The 24,059-nt window shown below is 33.9% G+C and carries 18 protein-coding genes; 14 read left to right on the top strand and 4 right to left on the bottom strand.

Going from position 1 to position 24,059, the window contains the following annotated elements; translation table 11 throughout:
* The first annotated feature begins 7 nt into the window (after window positions 1–7).
* From ACPF63_RS15935 to ACPF63_RS15880, 12 genes are all read left to right on the top strand, one after another.
* The gene (locus ACPF63_RS15935; protein WP_426480574.1) at window positions 8–10,702 is read left to right on the top strand and encodes a polymorphic toxin-type HINT domain-containing protein; all 10,695 of its coding nucleotides are present in this window, start codon (window positions 8–10) and stop codon (window positions 10,700–10,702) included.
* An 8-nt stretch (window positions 10,703–10,710) separates the two neighbouring features.
* The gene (locus tag ACPF63_RS15930) at window positions 10,711–11,424 is read left to right on the top strand and encodes a hypothetical protein (RefSeq protein ID WP_426480573.1); all 714 of its coding nucleotides are present in this window, start codon (window positions 10,711–10,713) and stop codon (window positions 11,422–11,424) included.
* Between the two features lie 165 nt (window positions 11,425–11,589).
* Window positions 11,590–11,712: a hypothetical protein gene (locus ACPF63_RS15925; RefSeq protein WP_426480572.1), complete on the top strand. Its 123-nt coding sequence runs from the start codon at window positions 11,590–11,592 to the stop codon at window positions 11,710–11,712.
* Between the two features lie 105 nt (window positions 11,713–11,817).
* The gene (locus tag ACPF63_RS15920; protein WP_426480571.1) at window positions 11,818–12,339 is read left to right on the top strand and encodes an RHS repeat domain-containing protein; all 522 of its coding nucleotides are present in this window, start codon (window positions 11,818–11,820) and stop codon (window positions 12,337–12,339) included.
* Window positions 12,321–13,178, top strand: coding sequence for a polymorphic toxin-type HINT domain-containing protein (locus ACPF63_RS15915; protein ID WP_426480570.1), 858 nt, complete (start codon window positions 12,321–12,323; stop codon window positions 13,176–13,178). The genes ACPF63_RS15920 and ACPF63_RS15915 overlap by 19 nt, the downstream gene beginning before the upstream one ends.
* Window positions 13,178–13,516, top strand: a complete 339-nt coding sequence (locus tag ACPF63_RS15910; RefSeq protein WP_426480569.1) for a hypothetical protein — start codon at window positions 13,178–13,180, stop codon at window positions 13,514–13,516. The genes ACPF63_RS15915 and ACPF63_RS15910 overlap by 1 nt, the downstream gene beginning before the upstream one ends.
* Window positions 13,517–13,589: 73 nt before the next feature.
* Window positions 13,590–13,781, top strand: coding sequence for a hypothetical protein (locus ACPF63_RS15905; protein WP_426480568.1), 192 nt, complete (start codon window positions 13,590–13,592; stop codon window positions 13,779–13,781).
* 112 nt (window positions 13,782–13,893) lie between these two features.
* Window positions 13,894–14,322 carry an RHS repeat-associated core domain-containing protein gene (locus ACPF63_RS15900; RefSeq protein WP_426480567.1) on the top strand — a complete coding sequence of 143 codons (429 nt, stop codon included), beginning with the start codon at window positions 13,894–13,896 and terminating at the stop codon, window positions 14,320–14,322.
* Window positions 14,304–15,224, top strand: coding sequence for a Hint domain-containing protein (locus ACPF63_RS15895; RefSeq protein ID WP_426480566.1), 921 nt, complete (start codon window positions 14,304–14,306; stop codon window positions 15,222–15,224). Before ACPF63_RS15900 ends, ACPF63_RS15895 begins: the two co-directional genes overlap by 19 nt.
* Window position 15,225: 1 nt before the next feature.
* Window positions 15,226–15,981: a hypothetical protein gene (locus tag ACPF63_RS15890; RefSeq protein WP_219072311.1), complete on the top strand. Its 756-nt coding sequence runs from the start codon at window positions 15,226–15,228 to the stop codon at window positions 15,979–15,981.
* Between the two features lie 382 nt (window positions 15,982–16,363).
* Window positions 16,364–16,708, top strand: a complete 345-nt coding sequence (locus ACPF63_RS15885; RefSeq protein ID WP_426480565.1) for a hypothetical protein — start codon at window positions 16,364–16,366, stop codon at window positions 16,706–16,708.
* Window positions 16,709–16,853: 145 nt separating this feature from the next.
* On the top strand, window positions 16,854–17,378 hold the full coding sequence (locus ACPF63_RS15880) for a thermonuclease family protein (protein ID WP_426480564.1): 525 nt from the start codon (window positions 16,854–16,856) through the stop codon (window positions 17,376–17,378).
* A 91-nt stretch (window positions 17,379–17,469) separates the two neighbouring features.
* Here ACPF63_RS15880 and ACPF63_RS15875 read toward each other — a convergent pair whose 3' ends face one another.
* From ACPF63_RS15875 to ACPF63_RS15865, 3 genes are read right to left on the bottom strand one after another with little or no spacing between them, the layout of a single operon-like run.
* On the bottom strand, window positions 17,470–18,252 hold the full coding sequence (locus tag ACPF63_RS15875) for an ABC transporter permease (RefSeq protein ID WP_426480563.1): 783 nt from the start codon (window positions 18,250–18,252) through the stop codon (window positions 17,470–17,472).
* On the bottom strand, window positions 18,245–19,147 hold the full coding sequence (locus ACPF63_RS15870; RefSeq protein WP_426480562.1) for an ABC transporter ATP-binding protein: 903 nt from the start codon (window positions 19,145–19,147) through the stop codon (window positions 18,245–18,247). The genes ACPF63_RS15875 and ACPF63_RS15870 overlap by 8 nt, the downstream gene beginning before the upstream one ends.
* Complete coding sequence (locus ACPF63_RS15865) at window positions 19,147–20,421, bottom strand: erythromycin esterase family protein (protein WP_426480561.1); 1,275 nt, start codon at window positions 20,419–20,421, stop codon at window positions 19,147–19,149. The genes ACPF63_RS15870 and ACPF63_RS15865 overlap by 1 nt, the downstream gene beginning before the upstream one ends.
* A 475-nt stretch (window positions 20,422–20,896) precedes the next feature.
* Here ACPF63_RS15865 and ACPF63_RS15860 point away from each other — a divergent pair, with 475 nt between their 5' ends.
* Both ACPF63_RS15860 and ACPF63_RS15855 read left to right on the top strand, forming a co-directional pair.
* Window positions 20,897–21,484 (top strand): Crp/Fnr family transcriptional regulator, encoded by a 588-nt coding sequence (locus tag ACPF63_RS15860; RefSeq protein WP_426480560.1) that lies wholly within the window; start codon window positions 20,897–20,899, stop codon window positions 21,482–21,484.
* Between the two features lie 54 nt (window positions 21,485–21,538).
* Window positions 21,539–22,222, top strand: coding sequence for an MBL fold metallo-hydrolase (locus ACPF63_RS15855; protein ID WP_426480559.1), 684 nt, complete (start codon window positions 21,539–21,541; stop codon window positions 22,220–22,222).
* 722 nt (window positions 22,223–22,944) lie between these two features.
* Here ACPF63_RS15855 and ACPF63_RS15850 read toward each other — a convergent pair.
* A complete protein-coding gene (locus ACPF63_RS15850; RefSeq protein ID WP_426480558.1) occupies window positions 22,945–23,949 on the bottom strand; it encodes a helix-turn-helix domain-containing protein in 1,005 nt (334 codons plus the stop codon).
* Between the last annotated feature and the right edge of the window lie 110 nt (window positions 23,950–24,059).

Raw genomic sequence — 24,059 nt, 5'->3', positions numbered from 1 at the left:
CTATACCATGAAAATAAATACGGATCAATTTCCTGTTACCAAGAAGTCTTGTTTACTGATAGGCTTCTTTGCGTTGATGTTTGTCTTTGCGAGCTTTACCAAAGAAGACAGGCAGAAGTTACAGGTATTCAAAAAAGAGCTGATAAGTAAATGGACTGATAAAAAAGTTGATTTAATTGATCAGGATGTAAAAGAAAATCCTTCTAATCAATTAACACAATCTGAAAAATTACTTGAAAAGAATATTTTAGATGAAAATCATTCTGTATTTTTAAATTCAGCAAAGGAAAATTTAGAATTCTCTGAGTTTAAAAATGATGTTGCTGTCGACAATAAGAATTTTTATCCATCAAAGGAAAAAGAAGGAACTATTGGTGCTTTCACGGATCAGGAAGAAGATGAAGTTTCTGATAACTTCTTTACCATTGACATTCCATCTGCGGAAAAAAACACTGTAGCATATCTTGAATACGATCTGTTTGGATTGGCTTCTCATGAGTCAGTATCCAGATCTATTAATCATAATATTGCGATAGGAGGAGGAATTATTGTTCCAAGCGCAAAATGGAGCCATCAAAAAGAGGAAATCAATTCTGAACTTATAAAAACAGGTTCTAATTCCATATTATTTACTTCACCTTCAGCCGGGGTAAAATACAAAGTAAAAAACTTACGTATTGTTTTTGAAAAAGATAAAAAGTATGATAATGATCTAATCATAAGTTCTGCACTGTCAGGAGATCAGTTGTATGTAAAAGGAAAGACAGCATCGTTAACAGATGTGGTAGTTAATAATGAAGTTGTTGCTGTAAAAAATGGTGAGTTTGAAAAAGTTGTCAAACTTTCAGAAAAAAATAAGGCAGAGGGTTCATTCTCTGTTATTGCAGGAGGTATAACTAATGCTTACAAAATTCCGGCTTCAACAAAAGCCTTTAAAGTAGTTGACCATTACTATGCAAAACCAAAAGGTGTTGAAATTTCAAAAGATAAAGAATTCAGTATAAGCTATGAAAATATGAATGTTTCTATAGAAAAAGGAACATCAGAATCGGCTTACATTGAAGTACTGAAATTAAGAGAAAAAGATATACCGGCAGTATCTCAGGGACTTAAAAATGTAACGTTGAATAATGCCGCTTACAGATTTTCAGTAACGGGCGGAAAGCTGGAGAAAAAGGCAAAGATTACTATTCCTTACGATACCAAAAGACTGGGATTGTTCTCTCCTAAGGATATCAAAATTTTCCATTTTGATTATGTCAAGAAACAATGGGTAGCAGACAAATCAGTTGTTGATGAGAAAAATAAAACGGTAATGGTAGAAGGAGATGGTGACCATGATTATATCAACGGAATTATTTCCGCTCCTGAATCTCCTCAGACAACAGCTTTTTCACCAACAAGTATCAGTGGATTGAAAGCTGCAGATCCTATGGCAGGAATGCAGCTGATGAATGTTCCTACAGCAAACCAAAAAGGAGATGCCAATATGAATTATCCTATTAAAGTTCCTGCAGGATTGGGAGGATTACAGCCTTCTTTAGCAATAGGATACAACAGTGGTGTCGGTAACGGATGGATGGGTGAAGGATGGGATCTTCAGGGATTATCTGCGATTACAGTGGATACCAGATGGGGAACGCCTAAGTTCGGTAGCCAGGAAACGGAATTGTATACTTTAGATGGTGAAATGCTTGTTTATCCTAATGGTTATCTACCACACAGACATAATAATACAAGTGAGACCTCTACAGATATTACGACAGCAAGACAGGCTCGTAATTCGACAGGAAAAAAGCAATTTTATCTCAGAAAAAATCATGATTTTACTCTTATAGAAAGGGAAGGAGCTACTCCTGCTAATTATGCATGGATAGTAACTTCTACAAATGGTACTAAAAGCTATTATGGCGGAAGTGATAATTCTGTTATAAAAAATGACGAAGGCCAGATTGTTCATTGGGGATTAAGAATGGTAGAAGACAGTCATGGTAATAAAATGATGTTTACCTATCAGAAAAATATATTGGATCTTGGATCAACTAATGCCCTAACCGGAGGAGTTTATTTTCATATTCAAAAAATAACTTACGGAAAAAATCAGGATTATAGTGTCAACTTTATTGCTGAAACCGGGATTAGCAGAAAAGATATCAGTATCAATGCAAAGCAAGGATTGAAAAGAGTAGAATCATATCTTTTAAAAGCTATTGATATAAAACATAAGACAGAAAAAATACGAACATATGGTGTAGAATACGAAGATGGACAATTTAATAAAACAAGGTTAAAAAGATTATATAGTCAGGTATACAACATTAAGATTGTGAATCCGCTTCCTATTGTTGATGACTATTCTTTTGAATACTATAACCAGGTAGAAAATAATCAGATATTTGGACCTGATACTCAGGTGCAGGTACAGAATTCTGAAAATGTCTATAATGGACTGATCGAAAATATTCTGAAACCATCCAAAATCAATGGAAATATTTCCTCTGAAAATGGATTAAACTTCAGACCTGCTGCCGGATTGAATTTCTTTTATTCTTCCAATGATGCATATGGGCACCTGATGTTTGGATTTCCTTTTGGATATTCTACTGCTGAAGCAAAGAATGCACAGCAGCTTATTGATTTTAATGGAGACGGTATTCAGGATATGATCTACAGAACTTCTTCTGAACTGAAATTCAGTCAGGGAAAATTGGATCAGGACGGTCATTTATCTTTTTTACCAGCCAAACCCTTATTAAATTATAATAATAACTTTACCTATACCGAAACCAAGACCAACAATTCAGGATGGGATATGGGAGCTGTTGTATATAGTAAATCCCAGATTAAATCTACATCCAGAGGAACCACATCTACCTATCTGATTGATGCTAACTCTGACGGATTAGTTGATATTGTCAATAATGGACAGGTATGGTTTAACAAGTATAATAAAGGTTTGCAACAACCTGAAATGACCAAACATTCTGAATTTACAGAAAATATGGTAGTGAAGGACAAGCCAATTGCACCTCCGGTCTTACCACCGGACGATCCTATTGTTACTCCAGATATTCCGGCAGCACCAATTACTGATGTTGTAAAAGTATGGATAGCTTCACAGGATGGTTATATCACGATTAAAGATAATATATCCGTACCTCCTTATACTGGAGATCCGAATGATTTACCCATAAAAATGTATTATTCGGTGGAAGCTCCTTACGCGTCTTCGGGTGCTTCTGTTAACACAAGAGTTTATCTTACTGAACTAAACCCCGGAGGCCTTGCGAAAAATATTTCGATCTCGAAGTATAATGATTATTATACAGAAATGAATGCCATTTCACCGGGAAATAATACAGTATCCAATCAGGTAGGAGCTGTTAATAGTTCCAACAGGATTTTTGTAAAAAGTGGTGAGAAAGTATACATAAGATTGCATAAAAGCCAGAATAAGAATTTAGAGGTAAACTCTAATCCGGAAGTTATTTATGTTGATCCCACAACAGGATCCCCTTTGTCAAGCAAGTTTATATTTCAGGATCAGTTTAAGTTGAATAATGGAAATTATGGAAGTAACTTCCTTACCAATAATTTATTATCATCAGCATATCTGGATGGTACGGGGACAGCAAATATTACAGTGGAAAGTGTTAATTTTCCTAATAGTACAGATAGCTTTACCTTTAAAGTAATTGCAGAAAATGCAAATACTGGCACAGCTACAGTGCTTCATTCTTCTGAATACATTCAGTCATATGATCCTTTTAATACTGAAGCTTATACAGGTACTTTGAATGTGAATTCAAGTGAGCCTGTTTATTTGAAATTTATTATAGAATCTGATTCTCATACATCATTCTTCAACAGCAACTGGAAAGATAAAATCAAAGTACATTATAATGCTGTTTCAAATAATAATGCATCAGTTAACTTAGATTTGTATCCCGTTGCTCAATATCCTTCATATGCAGTAACACAACTAAGAGCAAGGATAGACATTAGAAGTACACAGGATAATCCTAATATCGTTAGTGGGAAAAGAGCTTATGGTGTTCAGATAGACAAAGGTGTGACAAACTTTTCTACTCTTTCAACCGGATCGTTTTATTACGTAATCAAAACCGGATCTACAGTGATGGGAAAAAGAAAAGTAACTGTAGCAGCTAACGGAGCCAACTCCGTGATTAAAGAAGAGGATATGATTGGTGCATTTGATGTTCCGGGAATAAGTCCTATCAGTTTTTATAAAGGAGATTTAACAATACCGGAATTTGGTCAACCCCATCTTGTAAATATTCAGGTATACTGTAAAACAGACGGTGATTACGCTTTATTCAATAAATATTCTCAATACTTTCAGGGGAAACCATTCAAAATTTACGGAAGTGGTGAGCTGATTACCTCTGTGCCGCCAACTTCGGTAAATACAGCAATGTATAACCCAAAAACTGCTGTCTATAATAACTGGGGACAATTTTTATACAATCCGGGAATTATAGAAGGTTACACCTATGGGAAACCAATTGAAGCAGAAACTATGACTCCGGGTAATGTAGCTCAAAATACTTATCCACAATGTATTCAGCAGCCTCCTTTATCTGCAGAGGAATTGGCTAAGTGTATTGATAACTTACCTAATGCGAATCCTAACACAGGAAACAATACAGTTTCCCAATTTGTTTCTCCAATGAAACCACATAGTTCGCTGGTAAATACAGGAGGTACTAACTATACTGTTAAAAGCATTTGGGTGGGAGCAGGAGAGAATCAGTTCGCTTCTGCAAGTTCTTTCAAGGATGATGAAACTGTCAATTATTTCAATAATCCTATACCTAATACACCATCGGTAACGCCTACTACTCTGGTAACAGGGGCTCTTTCATTGGATACCACAATGAAGGCTATCAGTAGAAAACAAAGCAGCTACACCCGTAATACAACAAATACACTAAATGTATCAGTAGGAGGTGTAGGAATATCTGAAGCCGAATCAGAAACTGTACCTTGGGGGAAAGGAAGTATTGAAACTCAGACATTCTCTGATATAAATGGAGACGGATATCCTGATATGGTATATCCTGAGTCTATTCAGATGACAAACTCAGTCGGAAGTTTAGATGATATAAACCTGGTACCATCGGGAGGTTTTCCTACGGATTCCAATACCTATCAGAAGATGAATTCTCTGGGATTCTCTTATAATCTTTTTTCCGCTAGCGGAAGAATTAGTGTAAATGGTCTGTTGGGTACTACTTCAAAAGGGGATTCTTCTATGCCATGGTCTGGGTCCGGATCTGCTAGTGCAGGAGTTACCAAATATTTTAACTCATTTGATTCAGGAAATAACTTTTGGATGGATATTAATGGTGATGGACTTCCTGACAGAGTGGTAAACGGAGGAGCAATAAACATGGGAGTAATGCTCAACTTAGGAAAAAAATTATCGGGCATGAAGCCTGTTGAAAATATGCTTACTTACAGATCTCACCCGATAGGAAGTGAAAATATTTCTATAGGTGGAGGGTTAGGTTCTTCAGCAAATATGGGTGCTTTGAGCAGCTTTGGATTTGGTATCAGTGCAAGCTTAGGCGGTTCAGCTTCAAAGGGAACTGCAGATGTTGTATATGAAGATATCAACGGAGATGGTTTAATTGATATTCTTGAGGTGAAAAATTGCGATCTATTGCCAGGTTGTACTAAATGGACTAATGTTCGCTATAATTTAGGACATAAATTTGATACAGCTGTCCCATTGCTTAAAACAGTAGGAAATGTAGATTTTACTGAAGAAAGTGGCTCATATAATGGCTATTTCTCTTTCGGAGGAAGCTTTATGGTAAATATAGGACCTATCCCGATTATTCCTCCTGTTCCGATTCTGAATCTTTTCATAAAAGTAGGAGCAGGGGCAACTGCCAATCTGGGAATCAATGTTTCTGATACCCAAAAGGCTTTCAGAGATATGAACGGAGATGGATTTGTAGATCTTGTTGTAGATAACAGTAATGGATTTATAGTCAATTACTCGCTGATTGGGAAAACCAATAAACTGAAATCTGTTACTCAAAACATAACCAAAGGGAAGTACACTATAGACTATCAGTTTACACAGCCGAACTATGAGGATCCGCATGCAAAACTGGTGGTTAAAGAGGTTAAAATATTAAATCCGGATGTCTTTAGTACAGACTATACGCTTTCCAGTACAGAAAAAGATATTGTAACCCAATATAAATTTGAAAATTCCAGATATGACAGAAGAGAAAGAGATAATTTTGGTTTTGGAAAAGTAACACGTGAAGAAATAAATATCGATGGAAATCCTTATCGTAAAATTGAGGATACGTATTACAACACAAGTTATTTCTTAAACGGATTAATTAAACAAAGTAAAATCCTTTCGGGAAATGATGAGTTAATTTCCAAAGTGATCTATAACTATCGTTTATATAAATTTAAAGATAATACAACCAAAATAGACCCTAATTACTTAGCGGAAAGTTTTGATACCGGAGGAACAGAAGGTAGAAGAATGGCTACCGTTCTGTTGAATACAAAGATCAATACGAGATTTGAAAATGGTGGTGAAATAGAGACTACGGAAAAAATGGAGTATGATTATAATACCGGATTGATTTCAAATTATATCTATACCAGCCCTACCAATTCCTATAAATCTGTCATCACTTATTGGACCGGGCTGAATAAAAATATGATTGAGATACCAAAAGAGATCAATGTATATGACGGAACAGGTTCTACTCTTTTAAGGAAGAGAAAAACCCAGGATATAAACGTTAATACAGGAGATGTCGGAAAATATATCGTATTTGATGGTTCTCAGGATATCATAACAGATTATACTTATGAACCATCAGGTAATGTTAAAACAGTAACTTATCCACCTGATGAATCACAGAACAGATATTCCATATCCTACGAATATGATGATGAAACAGGTAAGTATGTAATAAGAACAACCGATGCATTTGGATATATTTCCTTTGGACAGTATAATCTTTATTTGGATGTTTTAATAAAAAGTACAGATATAACAGGAAATGTAATACAATATGGATATGATGACTATGGAAGGCCTATATCCATCATTGAACCTTATAGTCCTGCAAATGTTTCTACAATAACTCACTCTTATTATTATGACCATTATGGTATGCCGAGTTCGGATCAGAATATTAAAATATTCCGTGCCAGAACCTCTCATTATGATGCAGACCATCCGAATAACCTGATTAATACAGACTCTTATTCAGATTTTATGGGAAGAGTAATACAGGTGAAGAAAGATATTGATGTAAGTGGTGTGGAAAAAAGATCAGTTTCAGGAAGGCCAATATTTGATGTATTCGGAAGACAGCTATATCAATATCAGCCTCAGGAAGGAGACCTTCAGGATAATAATCTGAATCTGAATCTCAGCCAGTTTATGTTGTCAAACACGTATGATCACTCTGATAGGATTACGAATGTTAAATATGAAGACGGCGTTGAAAAATCAATTAGCTATGAGATAGAAGGGAATCTGTTTAAAAGTATTGAAGAATTGGATGTTACCAGGACAGAGACTTTCACCAATGCAGAGGGACAGATTGTTGAGAAAATAAATTATCTGAGTAGTAACCCACTGTCTACAAAATTTGAATACAATACAGTAGGTGAACTGCTTATGGTAACAGATCCTCAAGGTATTAAGACGACCTATAAGTATAACCTTGCCGGAAGAAGAACAGAAATGTTGCACCCTGATAAAGGGCAGACTACTTATGAATATGATGCCGCTGGACATCTGATCAGATTTGTAACTCCAAATCTTGTTAATGATCCTAATATACAGAGTCATTTTATCCATTATCGATATGATAAGAACAGACTTATTGATATTACGCTTCCTAATCTTCCAAGTGGAGCAGTCAACCCTAATAATGTTCATTATGATTATATGCCTGCCAATTCAGGAAATAATTCAGGAAGGATTACAACAAAAACAGATGGAACAGGGTATACTACCTACAATTATGGTAAGCTGGGTGAAGTAATATCGGAAACCCGCAGGATATTCGGATACAGTATTCCAACGATGGAGTTCAAAACGGATTATGTCTATGACAGTTGGAACCGTCTTAAAAAACTGACATATCCTGATGGAGAGCAGCTTACTTACAGTTATGACCTGGGAGGAAACCTTAAAACGGTAACCAACGGAAGTTATAATTATATTCAGAATATCAAATATGACCTTTATGAGCAGAGAACAGCAGCCAACTATGGAAATGGAACAAGAACAGATTATTCATATATTGCTACCAACAGAAGGTTAGATCACTTTGGGTTATGGAGCAATTCCAATGCGTTTTTATCCAACAGCTACGAGTATGATAAGAGAGGAAATATTATCCGCCTTGCCAATGATGTAGGCGTAACTCCGAATCAAATGGGAGGTACCTATGCTTTCAAATATGGGTATGATACTTTAAACAGATTGATTGGTACAGAAAGTGATATGGGACTTAATGATAAAGGAGGAACTCCTACAACACCCAATACTTCTCCATATGCGCAAAGTAACTCACATTTTGAGCTTAGGAAGGTAATGTATAACGAAAGTGGAGGAATTGTATTGAAAGAGCAGGTGCATCAGATTGATCAGCAGCCGGAACCACTGAATACCTACTCTAATAACTATAAGTATATTCCGGAAACCCATAAAGTAAAGTCAATTATTGACGGTAATATTAGCGGGGCACAACAGCTTTTCGCCTATGATGAAAATGGGAATACTATTGAGCATGTTGATGAATTTGGTTCTAAGCATATGTTCTGGGATGAGCAGGATCGTTTAAAAGCTTTTTACAGTGATGATTCTGGTGTATACCAATATTATACATACGACGACAAAGGAGAAAGAACGATAAAGTACAATCTTCATGGAAGTTCTCAGCTATATCAGAACGGAGAGTTAGTAGATCCGGGGAGCTTAAGTTTAACAGATTATACATTGTATCCTAATCCTTATGTAACGGTATCCTTAAACGGGCAGTATACCAAACATTATTTTGAAGGATCAACCCGTTTTGCCAGCAGGGTGATGGATGGAAGCAATATTTTTGTTCCCCTAAATCTAAGAACATCGGATCAGGGAACAACAATGAGAGAACATGATCCTTCTGTTGATTTTAAAACATATCTTGAAAAAGCAGGAGTAGGCGATATTTCAGCAGAGCTGAATACTTTAAACGGACCAACCAGCCAGTTAGGATTATACTATTTACATAATGACCATTTAGGAACAGCAACATTTGTTACCAATTCAAGTGCTCAGAGTACGCAGTTTTTCTTAAATTTACCATTCGGGGAGACAATGTTGGAGCAGAGAACAGGAGTATATGATAACCCATATAAGTTCAATGCAAAAGAACTGGATAGAGAAACAGGGCTGTATTATTACGGAGCGAGATATTATAACCCGAGAGCGAGTATCTGGTATGGGGTAGATCCACTGGCAGTGTATAATCCTGTGATGGAAAACCAGTTTTATGGTGATGGGCAGCATAATGAGGGTGTATATTTCTGGGGAAATCTAAATCCTTATATTTATACTTATCAAAATCCAATAATGTATGTAGATCCCAACGGTAAACAATCATGGGCAGGGGCATTAATGGGAGTTCCTAATAATCAACAAAATGGTGTTATTCAAGGAATAAATCAGGTACACTCAAAAGGTGTGATTGTGGGAGGTTTTGTTGGCGCAGGTATTTTAGATGCTTATGTTACTAAAGGGTGGGCAACCCGAGCCATGATTGCTTATACTGCTGGAGAAGCCTATCATAGTGCTGAAATGCAGTCTTATTGGAGAGATAGAGGAAATGAAGCAGCAGCCCAGAAATATGAAGCAGAAGGGGCTGAAGCTACTAAAGAATTAGTGATTTTTGGGGGAGTATCGGCTGTGGGGAACATTGCTAAAAACATGTTTGTAAAAATGTTATGCTTTGTAAAAGGAACTCTAGTTTATACTTCAGATGGTTTAAAACCTATAGAAGACATTGAAGTTGGAGATGCGGTGTGGTCTTACGATGAAATTGAGAAGCAAAATGAGTTGAAAAAAGTTCTTTCACTTTCACGTAATACTACTAAGCAATTATTAGAACTATCTATAAATAACTCTAAAATTATATGCACACCAGAACATCCTTTTTATATTAAAGGAAATTGGGTTCATGCTAAAGATTTAAAAAGAGGAGATTTTGTTGTCAATGATAAAGGACACTTAATAAAAGTAGATGATATTAAAATTATAGACAAGATAGAAAATGTTTATAATTTAGAAATTGATGGAAATCATAATTATTTTGTTTCTGAACATAAAATTCTTGTACATAATGATGGCTGTGGATTTATGGCAACCGGTAATAAATATATAAATAAGGAAATTTCTGAAGTAACAGCAGGTCGCGGTATTCCAAGAATAGATGAATCAACGGGGCTTCCAACAATATTTCAAAATAGGGATAATAGTAAAATGCAAAGAAAGTGGGCTGGTTCAGTGGAGTATAATGTTCGAGATCAACCTTCAGGAAATAAACTGAGAATATTAGAAAGAACAAATTCAGACGGTACGAAAACGTATGGATATACTACAGATCATTACGAAAATATACATGAATTTAAAACAAAATGATTAATTGAATGCTTATTAATGTACAAGTTAAAAACAACAATATAAAAATATTGGAATCATTTAATATTAAAATGAATTCAATTAAGGATAAATTTTCAAAAAAATTTATCCTTACAAATTGTGTTTACTCTAAAAATAATATAGAGCAAATTTTTATTGATTCTGATTTTGTCTACTTTGTTATTGAGATTATAAATAAATATAATGAAAAAGATATATTATATACATTTAATTTTAGGATTGAAGACTTCAGTATTAATCAAGAAAATGTCCAATTATTAGGGATTCCTATTATTGATTTTGATGCAAGGGATTATGATCAAAATGTAGTGGACTTTTTTATGAAATGGGGAAATGGGGAAATAATTTCTTTTTTAGATTTAAGTGCTAAATGTAAAAATTCATATAATTATTCATGTTTAATGTGGAGCGGTGTTCCAAGTAAATTGAATAAAACTTTTTATGAGATTAATTTAGAATTAGTAAAATCAAACGCCGATTTTTATAACGTTGTTGGAAATTCTTTTTTCGGAGATAGGGGGTATATTGGACATGATTCATATTCTTTTCAAGACTCTTTTAATAATATTATTAGAAATTCAGAACAAAAGATTACAATAGAATTAAAAAAATATTTGGATATTAAGTTTCAAGACAAGTTATATATTGATAAAATTATAAGAAAAGAGTATCGTAATATAAAGTTTGAAATAATATCTTGAAATTATTTGAATATAATTTTGATTTTAGTAATATTTCTTTTATTAAGGTAAATTCCCAACTTTAATGCAAAAATAAAACTGAGAATAAAACTAACCTCAATAAAAAACCTCGCAAAATGCGAGGTTTTTTAATTAAAAAGCCCCACTAATTCCTATATTTGCCGCATGAAACGATTAATGTTGGCGTACTTACTTTTCCCTATATTTCTATTCTCACAGACTACCGGAAAAGTAATCAAAATTTCAGACGAAGATACCATTACTTTACTGTTAAAAGGAAATCAGTAAAAAAAGCTGAGGTTAGCTGAAGGCGATTGTCCGGAAAATGGTCAGGCATTTGGTAAAAATGCTATGTTTTGTAGAAAATAATAATGACTATTAGGATTATACTATTTGCATAATGACCATTTAGGAACAGCAACATTTGTTACCAATTCAAGTGCTCAGAGTATGCAGTTTTTCTTAAATTTACCATTCGGAGAGACGATGTTGGAGCAGAGAACAGGAGTATATGATAACCCATACAAGTTCAATGCAAAAGAACTGGATAGAGAAACAGGGCTGTATTATTACGGAGCGAGATATTATAACCCGAGAGCGAGTATATGGTATGGGGTAGATCCGTTGGCTGTTTACAATCCGGCGATGGAGACTGAGTTTTACGGTGAAGGACAGCATAATGGAGGAGTATTTTATTGGGGTAACCTAAATCCTTATATTTATACATATCAGAATCCGATTAAGTATGTTGATCCTAATGGTAAACAGACACTAAGCTGGAATATTTATGGAGATAATCCTCAGACAAGATCTCAGGTTGCTGGTGAGTATTTAGAATTGTCTAAAAATATTAATATGGCTTCCTTTGCGTTAGCAGACACATTTTTAACCAGAGGTTGGGAACTAAGATTATGATTGCTTACGCTAGTGGAGAAGCAGCTCATAGTATGCAGATGCAGACTCATTGGCGAGATAAAGGCAATGAGGCTCAGGCAAAAAAATATGAACAGGAAGGAGCAGAAGCTACTAAAGAATTAGTGGTTTTTGGGGGAGTATCTGCTGTAGGAAAAATTGCAAAAAGTATGCAGTCTTTCGGACAAATTCTATGTTTTGTAAAAGGAACATTGATTAAAGTGTCAGGAGGATATAAAAAGATCGAAGATATAAAGATTGGAGATGAAGTTCTATCTTATAATCTACAAACAAAGAAAACTGAATTTAAAAAAGTAAATGAAGTAAGTGAAAATTTATCACGTGACTTGATGGAAATTACTACTCATAATGAGATAATTTTATCAACTCCTGAACACCCCTTTTATATTGCAGCAAAATGGGTTAAGGCTTCAGATATTAAACCAGGCAATTTATTATCGAATTATAAAGGTGAATATATTCAAGTAACTTCAATAAAAAAAGTAAAAAAATTAAATTATGTCTATAATTTTATAGTAGAAGATAACCATAATTATTTTGTTACTAATTCATCTATTTTAGTGCATAATGGTGGACCATGTGATATTGCTTGGAAAAAAGTTATGAATTCTAAAGAAGTTATTAAACAATTGGAAAAAAATGGATTTGAAGAAGTTGCCCAAGCAGGAAGTCATAAGAAATTTAAATATCCAGGTTCAGAACTATACGTTACTGTTGCTGACCATGGTAAAAAAGACATTCCAAAAGGCACTCTATCAAATATCAAGAAACAGGTTAATAGTATAATTGATGATGTTACTAAGAAAGAAATTAAAAAATAATGAAAGATATATTTGAATTTAAAATTTTAATTAATGGACATAAATTTGATACTTATGAAATAAATAGTTTTATTGCTTTTGTAGAAGAGCATTCTATTTACTGGGGAGGAGGTTATAGTAGTAATGAGATAAATGGGGGGGTGTATGCTGATAAAAATATTATAATTAATATTAATGATTTTATTAAAGAATTTGTAACTTTTTTTTTAAATCTTACGATAAGTATTGATAGAATTGAAATTAATATTGAACATTTCTATTTCCAATATTTTGAGTATAGTAATTTTATGAAAGCTTACCCTTCATTGCCAATAAGTATTGGTCACTGGCAAATATAAGTAGGTCTTATAAAAACCTCGCAAACGCGAGGTTTTTTCATTTTTAATAACGGCTAATTCCTATATTTGCCCCATGGAACGATTAATGGTGTTGTACGTGCTTTTCCCTGTATTCGTATTCTCACAGATTACCGGAAAAGTGATCAAAATTTCAGACGGAGATACCATTGCTTTATTGCTAAAAGGTAATCAGCAAAAAAAAATCAGACTGGCCGAAGTCGATTGTTCGGAAAAGAGAAAAGGAGCTTTGCTTCGTAAAAAATAATAATGAGTGTTAGAATTATATTGCTTGGTGATCATTTACGAACAGTTAATTATATAACAATACGGGTGATTAGACGTCTCAGTTTTTCTTAAATTTACCATTCGGAGAGACGATGTTGGAGCAGAGAACAGGAGTATATGATAACCCATACAAGTTCAATGCAAAAGAACTGGATAGAGAAACAGGGCTGTATTATTACGGAGCGAGATATTATAACCCGAGAGCGAGTATCTGGTATGGGGTAGATCCGTTGGCTGTTTACAATCCGGCGATGGAGACTGAGTTTTACGGTGAAGGACAGCATAATGGAGGAGTATTTTATTGTGGTAACCTAAATCCTTATATTTATACTTATCAGAATCCGATTAAATATGTTGATCCTAATGGTAAACAGACACTAAGCTGGAATATTTATGGAGATAATCCTCAGACAAGATCTCAGGTTGCTGGTGAGTATCTAGAATTGTCTAAAAATATTAATATGGCTTCCTTTGCGTTGGTAGACACATTCTTAACCAGAGGTTGGGAACTAAGATTATGATTGCTTACGCTAGTGGAGAAGCAGCTCATAGTATGCAGATGCAGACTCATTGGCGAGATAAAGGCAATGAGGCTCAGGCAAAAAAATATGAACAGGAAGGAGCAGAAGCTACTAAAGAATTATTTATTTTTGGGGGTGTATCGGCTGTAGGTAGTATCGCTAAGAGCATGTATACAAGAATGTTACTTTGTTTCGTGAAAGGAACCTTGGTCTATACTTCAGATGGTCTGAAACCTATAGAAGATATTGAGATTGGAGACAAGGTGTGGTCTTACGATGAAATTAAGAAGCAAAATGAGTTAAAAAAAGTTCTTTCACTTTCACGTAATATTACTAAGCAATTATTAGAACTATCTATAAATAACTCTAAAATTATATGCACACCAGAACATCCTTTTTATATTAAAGGAAATTGGGTTCATGCTAAAGATTTAAAAAGAGGAGACCTTGTTGTCAATGATAAGGGGCACTTAATAAAAGTAGATGATATTAAAATTATAGACAAGATAGAAAATGTTTATAATTTAGAGATTGATGGAAATCATAATTATTTTGTTTCTGAACATAAAATTCTTGTACACAATGATGGCTGTGGGTTTATGGCAACCAAGAATGGATTTGTTAATAAAGAAGTAATTGAAGTTGCAGCTGGCCGAGGAAAACCACAATTGGAAGCAGATGGAAGTGTTAAGATTTTTAGAGGAGATCAGTATAAACAAGGGAAAATAGGCTATGGGTCTCAAAAAAAATGGATTGGTGCTGAAGAATTCGAGGTATCCAAATCAACTAATGCACATGATAGAATTTTAAGAAGGGTTGAAAGAGATGGTACAGTAAAATATGGATATAGTATGGAATCTGATTATAACGTAATTCATGAAATAAAACAAGTGAGTAAATAAAATGGAGATATTTTTAAATAATATTAAAATAGATTATTTAGATCTTACTAGAGATAGGAAAATTATCAATGATAAATTATTGCTAAAGGTTAAACCTGAGGCTAAATTCATTATTTTAGAAGAATTAGAAAAATCTGAAATTAGACTGGTCATAAATATTGATAATAGAGCTGGTATAAAAAAAGCTTTGTATGAAACCCGATTTCTTGTAGACTATGTTTTAACAGAGTATGATTATAATGAGCCAGACGGAATTATTCTTTATGGAACTATGATTAATAAAATGAGTATTACGGGAAGAGGATATGCTCAATATCTCATTAAAATTTTTTACGATTGGTTTAATCATTCAGATTTTAGCTGGGAAAAGTATGAAAATAAAGAAGTCAAAAGCTCTTATCTTCTGGCTTGTTTTATTTGGAATAAAGGTTTTTATAAAATAAGTGCTGAGAATAACATCATGAAAATGGATGGAAATATTGTTAGAGATGAAGAAGATTTTTTCTGTTATTTAGGTGAATTGTTCTTTGGAAAAAGAGGTTTTATGGGACTGGGATTAGATTCACTTCATGACCATACTATAGATGTAAGTAAGAATAATAATATGCAGGAATTTCATTTGTATATAAATTCAGCAGACGCTTTAGAAAAAACATTGGGAAATAGTTATTTTTTTAGGTCTTTAGAAATTTTAAAAAGAACTGGTATTAATATTTATATAGATGATTTAGTCTTTAAAATAAATAATAGCATTTAATAATTAAGATTACTTAATATTTGCTTCTGTTCCGCAAAGTCTCCCAACTTTGAGGTGAAAAAAATCAAATAACTTAATTCAATATTTAAAAAAAACCTCGCAAAACGCGAGGTTTTTTAATTAAACAAGCCCCACTAATCCCTATATTTGCCCCACGATTAATGCTGCTGTACGTACTTTTTCCGATATTTCTATTCTCACAGACTACCGGAAAAGTAATCAAAATTTCAGAGGGAGATAACCTTTATTGTTTAAAAGACAATCATCAAAAAAGCTAAGACTGGCTGAAGTCGATTGTCCAGAAAAATAGGCAGTGATTTGGGGTTTCATTGTCAAGAACCGAAACAAGGTTTGTTAAAGAGGTTACAAAAAGTTCGAAATAATGAGTAGAAATAAAAATTTATTAATGATTTTAATCGTTGCTGTATTAGTCTTTTTATATAAATTGATATTTTCGTCAAAAGACAAAGGTAGTTTTTTAGATGAAATTAGAGATAAGGAAATAAAATCAAGAGTTAGCAAAAAGTATGTAAATCATGAAAATCACAATATACCATTCTTGGTGTATGGCAATAAAGATAGTATAGTGGTTTATAGAGACTGGTGGGATAAGGTTTCTGTTGGAGATTCGATATTAAAATCAAAAGGCTCTTTAGAGGTAGTTATTAAAAATTCTGATAAAATTGAAAGATTTAATTATGAAGATAAATTTGGTTTAGATAAATAATAATTTCTTGTTTAATATTCCGCTTCGCAAAGTCTCCCAACTTTGAGGTGAAAAAAATCAAATAACTTAATTCAATATTAAAAAAAACCTCGCAAAACGCGAGGTTTTTTCATTAAAAAGCTCTACTAATCCCTATATTTGCCTCATGAAACGATTAATGTTGGCGTACTTACTTTTCCCTGTATTCTTATTCTCACAGACTACCGGAAAAGTGATCAAAATTTCAGACGGAGATACCATTACTTTACTGTTAAAAGGGAACCAGCAAAAAAAACTCAGACTGGCTGAAGTCGATTGTCCTGAAAGTGGACAGGCATTTGGGAAAAATGCAAAACAGTTTACTTCTGCCCAGGTATTTGGGAAAACAGTAAGCTTTGTTGAGACGAACACGGACCGTTATGGGAGATCTATTGCAAAGGTTTATTATGATGACGGCAAATACCTTTCCAAAGAACTTATCAAAGCAGGAATGGGATGGTGGTATTTTGCTTACTCCAAAGATGCTTCTTTAGGTAAAATTCAGGAAAATGCACAATATAGAAAAGTCGGTCTCTGGAAGGATGTAAATGCTGTTGCACCCTGGGATTACCGTAAAATGAAGCGTGAGCTTAGAAATAATAAGAAAATCGAGGCCGCTAAAACTAGTGTAAAAATAAAAGGAGTAGCATAAGCCTTTGTTGGAACGCCTGAAGCTGGAAATTAATTAATATGTAGGCTGACAGTAACTCCCATCTTCAAGCTCCCTGCTTCCAACATTTTATCTATCCCCCTTTCTTCCTTACAAAAAGGTAAAAACTCGCAGCCATGAAGATAAAAACGGAGGCGATATTACAGTAATCTATTCTTTCAAAAGCGATATTTTCACTCATGAAGTTATCCATTGATTTGTAGCCTCCGGTATAAATCAAAAAATCGGAGAATTTTTTCTGATAGATAATCGTCGTGAAAAGCAGCATGAATACGCCAAAACCGATAGGGTAAATGAAGTTTTTAAAAAGAAGACTCAAAGTTAGCTGCACCATGGCAATAGCAGAAAGAGTAATGAAGAATTTCACAAAGACATAAAATATCACTTCTCTGAAGTCATAATTCTGGAAGCCCAGCTGTGGAAAAGCAATACTTAGCAAATATCCGCTTAACAATAAAGCCAGATAAGAGAAAAGCACTGAGAATAAAACAGTGATCTGGATGAATATAGCTTTCGAGAAAAATATTTTAGTCTTGGAAACCGGAAGCGTGAAGAGAATTTTATAATTATTATTTCTGTATTCCACATCGCAGCAGGCATGCACAAAAAGAGAAACGAGTATAGGAAGCAACAGATAAAAAAACATAAATACGATTTTTCCCAATGAAGCTTTCCATGGATTTATTGTTCCCTCAGATTCTTCTATTCCGGAGCGGAGTACATCATAAACCATATACAGATCAACCGCGAAGATAATCAGGACAGGAACGAGCAGAATTCCGAAAATTTCTTTGTTTTTGGAAAGTTTATACTGTTCGGATGAAAATGCCTTTAAAAAAGTATTGGTATTAGTCATGGTTTTTAGAAATTAAATTAATGAAGATCTGCTCAAGATTAGTGCTTTGAGACTCTATGTCATAAATCTCAATTCCATTTTGGATTAACATGGTAAGAAGATCATTGAATTCTTTGTCATCATTGATTTTCACTGAAATTTTGTTCATATTATTCAGTGTTGCGGAATAAGTGTCTTGGAGTAGAGATAATGCTTTTTCAACAGGATTGACTTTTAAAACAACTTCTTTTTCGACTTTGCTTAAAAGTTCATTCTTTGTTCCCTGGAAAATTATTTGCCCGCCTTCAATAATTCCGATATGGGTAGCTGTTTTTTCAAGCTCACTCAAAATATGGCTCGAAAGGAAAATGGTTTTCCCTTGTTCATTCAGATGCTGGAAGAGTTTTCTCATTTCAAAAATTCCCTGAGGATCAAGTCCGTTGAGAGGTTCATCCAGAATCAGAAGTTTCGGATCATGAAAAATAGCCATTGCAATTCCCAGGCGCTGCTTCATTCCCATGGATAGAGCTGTTGCCTTTTTTTTCTTCTCGTTATGCAGATCTACCAGTTCCAGAACTTCATCAATTCTTTTATTTCCTTTGCCATAGATGATATCCAGATACTTTAGGTTTTCAAAAACAGTAAGTTTTGTATAAAAACAAGGGGATTCAATCAGGTTTCCTGTACTGGCAAGAATCTCTGTCCGGTTCTCTTGTAAGCTTTTATTTTGAATGAAAATATTGTCGGCCGATGATTCCAGAAGCCCTAAAAGAAGTTTAATCGTAGTCGATTTTCCCGCTCCGTTCCTTCCAAGATAGCCATAAACACTGCCTTCAGGAATATTGAGGTTGATATTGTTCAGAATGGTTTTAGAACCTATGGTATAACTGAGGTTTTTAGTAGTAATGCTTTCCATTATTCGTGAGAGGTTAAAAAAGTATTGGTGTCTATATAAAATATTCCGTCAAAAAACTGGCTCCAGACCTTTTTCTGATCTGTTCCCTGATTGATGGTGGATATAAACTCTTTCTTCAGTACAGAACTTTCCGGGATACTTCTGAGATTGATAAAGAAATAAGGAGTCTTTGTTGCATGAAATGTATTTTCGATGGCGAGCTTTCCAGGCTTATCCATGGGAGTTCCGGTTTTATTGTATTTGGTATAGGATGAAAAATCAATCATATAAGAAGCCTTTCCGTATTTACTTTTGAGATGAGCGCCCAGAGGTAAATAATTTTTGCTGTACCGGCTTGCAAAAGTATGAAGGTTTGAACACCACACAATGATTTTTTGTCCCTGATACACAGAATCAATCTGATAAATAAGGTTTTTAGCCATCAGAGAATCCCTGAACTGCATACTCTGCGTAGATCCTGCTTCATATTTCCATATTTTATCAAAATTGTTTCTCATATCATGTAAATACCGGGTATATATTCTGTTTTCAGGTGTTTTTTTCAGTTTTGAAACTATCTGTTCAAGTCGGCTTATTTCATTGAGAAAGTCCTTTTTCTGATTTCCGGATAAAATTTTTCCGGCAAATCCCTTGTACATAAAATTGGAAATCTGATTGATGTGTTTATTTAAAAGAGGAAATGGCTTAAGGTCAATCGAATTTTTGCTTAAAAAATCCTTCAAAAGCTTACTGCGTCTGTCATAAAGTTCCTCTCCGGAAAACTGTATATCAAACCCGCCCAGTTCTATGGGGTGATTTGAAGCTTTCGTTTTCTGATAATAGCTGATCAGAGGCTGGGTTTCTCTGTTGTTCCACCAGAAATCGAAAAGTCCCAATCCTCCTATAGAAGCCGAGGGAATTTTAAGGCTGTGGTTTTTCATTTCCTCATTCATCATCCAGGTATCATACTGGCCGGCTTCATACAATAGAACATGATACCCCAGATTCTCATGGAGATATTTGATGAGTCTGCTTTTGGCTTTCATGGTAGCGCCGTCATAATGAATGTTTTCTCCCAGCATTACAATCCTGTTGTCTTTGAGCACATAATCCAGAATCTTCAGGTCGCTGTTATCCGGATATTCCATAGAAATACTTTTTATAGGGTGTTTATACCGCTGGACATCGTTCAGGAGTTCCTGTTTTTCTTTTTCAGGGATATCTTTAAAAACAATTTTATTCAGGATTAAAACTGCAATTACAGAAACTATAAAAGTGTAAAGTATTTTTTTCATCCATTTAAAATTATACAGTTGCTAAATGCCTATTCACTTTCTTATTTGATTTTAAATTTAATAAAAAATAAAAGCCTTTTATGAAAACTATTTATCATTTAGTCGAAAATAATGCCAAGAGAAAAATAATGTCAATTCGTCATATTTTTCCTGATGTTGGGAAATACCTTAGTGGTAAGGATAAAAACTGTCTCAAAAATAGCTGCACGTTTAGCTGGTAGTTTCAATGTTTTTTTAGATAAGAATAAATGCTTATAAACCTGGAATTTCAATTTTATTAAGAGAATTCGAGGTCCTTTACTGTTCACATACCGTATCTTTACTAAGACTTGAACAAAAGAAAAAAGCTGCAACTTTTTTGAATATACAATAACCGTTCGTTTGGAATATACAATAATTCTTAGATTTGGATGCTGGATTTGATATGTAATCCATAGATGGTTAAAAAGAAATAAAAGGCTGAAAAGATTGAGAAATGACTGACATATTTGAAAATTATCTATCCTCTACAGGAGAACTATCAGCTGGGGAAATCAACTTTTCTGCTCAGTTCTTCAAATCAGTCCGCTTAAAAAAAGGTGATTTTTTTATTCGCGAAGATGAATCCTGCCGTTATGTTGGATTTATAGTTAGCGGTGCTGTAAAAGCATACGCTATCGACAAAGAAGGAAAGGAAAATATAACCTGCTTTAAATTTGAAAATGAATTTGTCACCTCGTTTTCAGAGTTTATAACCCAGGAAAAATCCAGAAGGAGTATCAGAGCTATAGAAGATAGCATAATCTATAGGATAAATTATCCGGACTATCAGCATCTGCTTTGTCAGGTGGCTGCCTGGAATAGTGTTATAAAATCGGTGATGGAGCAGGAGTACAACCAAAAGGAACGTTATCTGCTGAACTATAATAATAGGTCCGCTCTGGATAAGTACCGTCATGTATTGTCTAACGAACCCAAGCTCGTCCAGCGCGTAACGACACAGGATCTTGCATCATATCTGGGTATCACGCAGCGATCACTTACACGCGCGAAAGGACAAATACACAGACCCAATGTATTATAGGACAAATGTCCTTATGAAGTCCTTGTCAGTGAAGTAGATTTGCACAAAAAAACAATGTTACGTCAAATTGCTCCTGAAGTGTTCCAGATTTCACTGATGCCCCGAAATAGTATCAACTGTTATATTATCGAAGGCGTATTGGTAGACTCCGGAATACGCAGTTCATATACCACTGTAAAAAAAACTCTCCAGAAAATTCCTGTTTATCAACATGTACTGACGCATGCGCATGCAGACCATCAGGGCTGTAGTGATCAGATTTGTGCTGAGTTTGAAATCCCTTTGCTCTGTCATCCCGACGAAGTTTTTAGGACTGAAACGGGTATGGTGACCAACGATTACCCAACTCCACAACATTGGGTAGCAAAGTTGCAGCAAAAGTACTGGGCAGGTCAGGGACATAAAGTCGAACAGACAATCATTGAAAACGATAAGATCGGAAACTTTCGGGTAATAGAAACGCCCGGGCATTCGGCAGGTCATATTTCTTTATTTCGTGAGCGAGATGGTGTACTGATCATCGGAGATGCGGCGGTAAATATGAACCTGCTCACAACAGCGACTGGTCTGCGGCTTCCACCAGGCATATTCACTTCGGATCAGAAGCGTAATATCAAATCGCTCCAGAAGTTAGCAGAACTGAACCCTGCCATTATCTGTTTCGGTCATGGGCCGATTATGCAAAATACCGATCGGAAGTTTGAACAATTTGTGGCTAAATGCAGTACGGCTATCTAAAGGTAAATCGTACTGTGATTGTGGTTTAAAAGAAGACGCATTTAGAAATCTTCTTTTATTATATACATGGAACTAATATAAACAAAAAAGACTCATTGTTCAGTTCATCAATGAAAATTACTTCAACAGAAACATCAAGAATGTAAAATCAAATATAATTTAAAATGCACAACGGGTATATGATATAGTCTGTTATTTGATGAATTAAACACAATGGGAGGTAGTTATAATATTACTCATGGAGGCTTTATTTTATCACCGGACGGTAATATGGATTGATTGGTTTCTCAAATGAAGCTGATTATCAAAATAATCCAGCGACTACAGGTGTTTTTATTGGTTCATTTGAGAATTCTAGTGGGGGATGTTATTGGGAAAGAAATATATAGAGAATCAATATTTTTGAGTTTATCAGAATATGATAAATGTATTTTTATTACTTTCTGAGTATCATTTATAGAGGTATAAAATGGATATCTAGTGGCATCTTCTGAATTATTTAAAAAGGTCATAGTTGGTTCACTATTCTTATCAAAAGTATCAAGCTTCGCTTCTGATTCAACAGCATTTCCGTGACCGAAGATGAGAAAATAGCATCCATTAAAAGTAGATGTTTCTTGAAAAATAATTAATTTTAAATAAAGAAAAATTTATGATTAAGAAGTTTTAAAGAGATGGCCGTTTTACCTCATTTCCTGTAAAAACCATCTAGTAATAAATGATTAATCTATAGTGTCAACATTAAGATTTTTAATATATTCTGAAGGTGTAATTCCTTCAATTCTTTTGAAAGCTCTATTGAACGTAACTTGGTTGGAAAATCCTGAAGCGGTATAAATATACATAAAATTAACTTTATTCAAATCTTCTTCTTTAAGCATTTTTTTTACATTTTGTATTCTGCAGAAGTTTAAATAGTGAGTGTAATTGTCATAACCATTTAATTTTATTGCTGTTGATATATATATCACATTTGAATTAATAAGTGAAGATAAGTCTGATAAACTAAAATTCGAATTTGCAAAGTAACGTTCATCCTCAATGATTTTTTTAATACTAGCATATAAAATCATATACTTTTCAATATCTTTATCTTCCTTTTTCTCGAGATCTAATGAATTGATATTGGGAAAACTATCTTTGTTTTCTAAGTTACCACTGCTATATTTTTCTTCACTTTCCTTTTTTTTTATCAAACGATTATAATGCATTAACAGTATTAGTATAAATAAATTTGAAAAAAATATAATCACTTCAGATGCTTTTCTTGATGATTCAGATACAAGTGTCAATTCATTGAAGTTATATATTTGATTTAATAAAAATATGGTAATAATTAATAGAGTTACATATATAGTATATATGTATACATATTTTTTTGAAAAGAATGTGTCAGCGGCCACAATTATCGGTAAAAACCACATTGAAACAAGTGTATTGTTTTTCCAGACATTAAGCATTATATAAGTAAGAAATATCGAAACAGAAATTATATAGATATGGACAATTTTATTGATATCATATTTTGGAAGAATAATTACCCAGGTATATAAAACAAGAAATAGAAATCCCAAAATATAATATGAGAAAAAAGTTGTTGAAGCAAAAAAGTATAAATAAATAGAATAAAAGCTTAAAACGATTGTTATAATCAAGACATATTTGGCTATAAGATCTCTTTTTAATTGATCACTCGTCATATTTTGGGTGTTCCTAACTAGTTTCATTTAACTGACATTTTTCATTATAAGGATTATGATTTTACCATTTAAAAAACAATTGCTTTTTTAAATGATAGTTTTATAACAATTATCAAATATGTTTTTCAATCTTCTAA

Origin of the sequence: Chryseobacterium sp. R2ACT005 (assembly GCF_049949215.1) — a bacterium.
In the GTDB taxonomy this organism is placed as follows: Bacteria; Bacteroidota; Bacteroidia; order Flavobacteriales; family Weeksellaceae; genus Chryseobacterium.
This window is presented reverse-complemented; position numbering and strand designations above follow the sequence as displayed.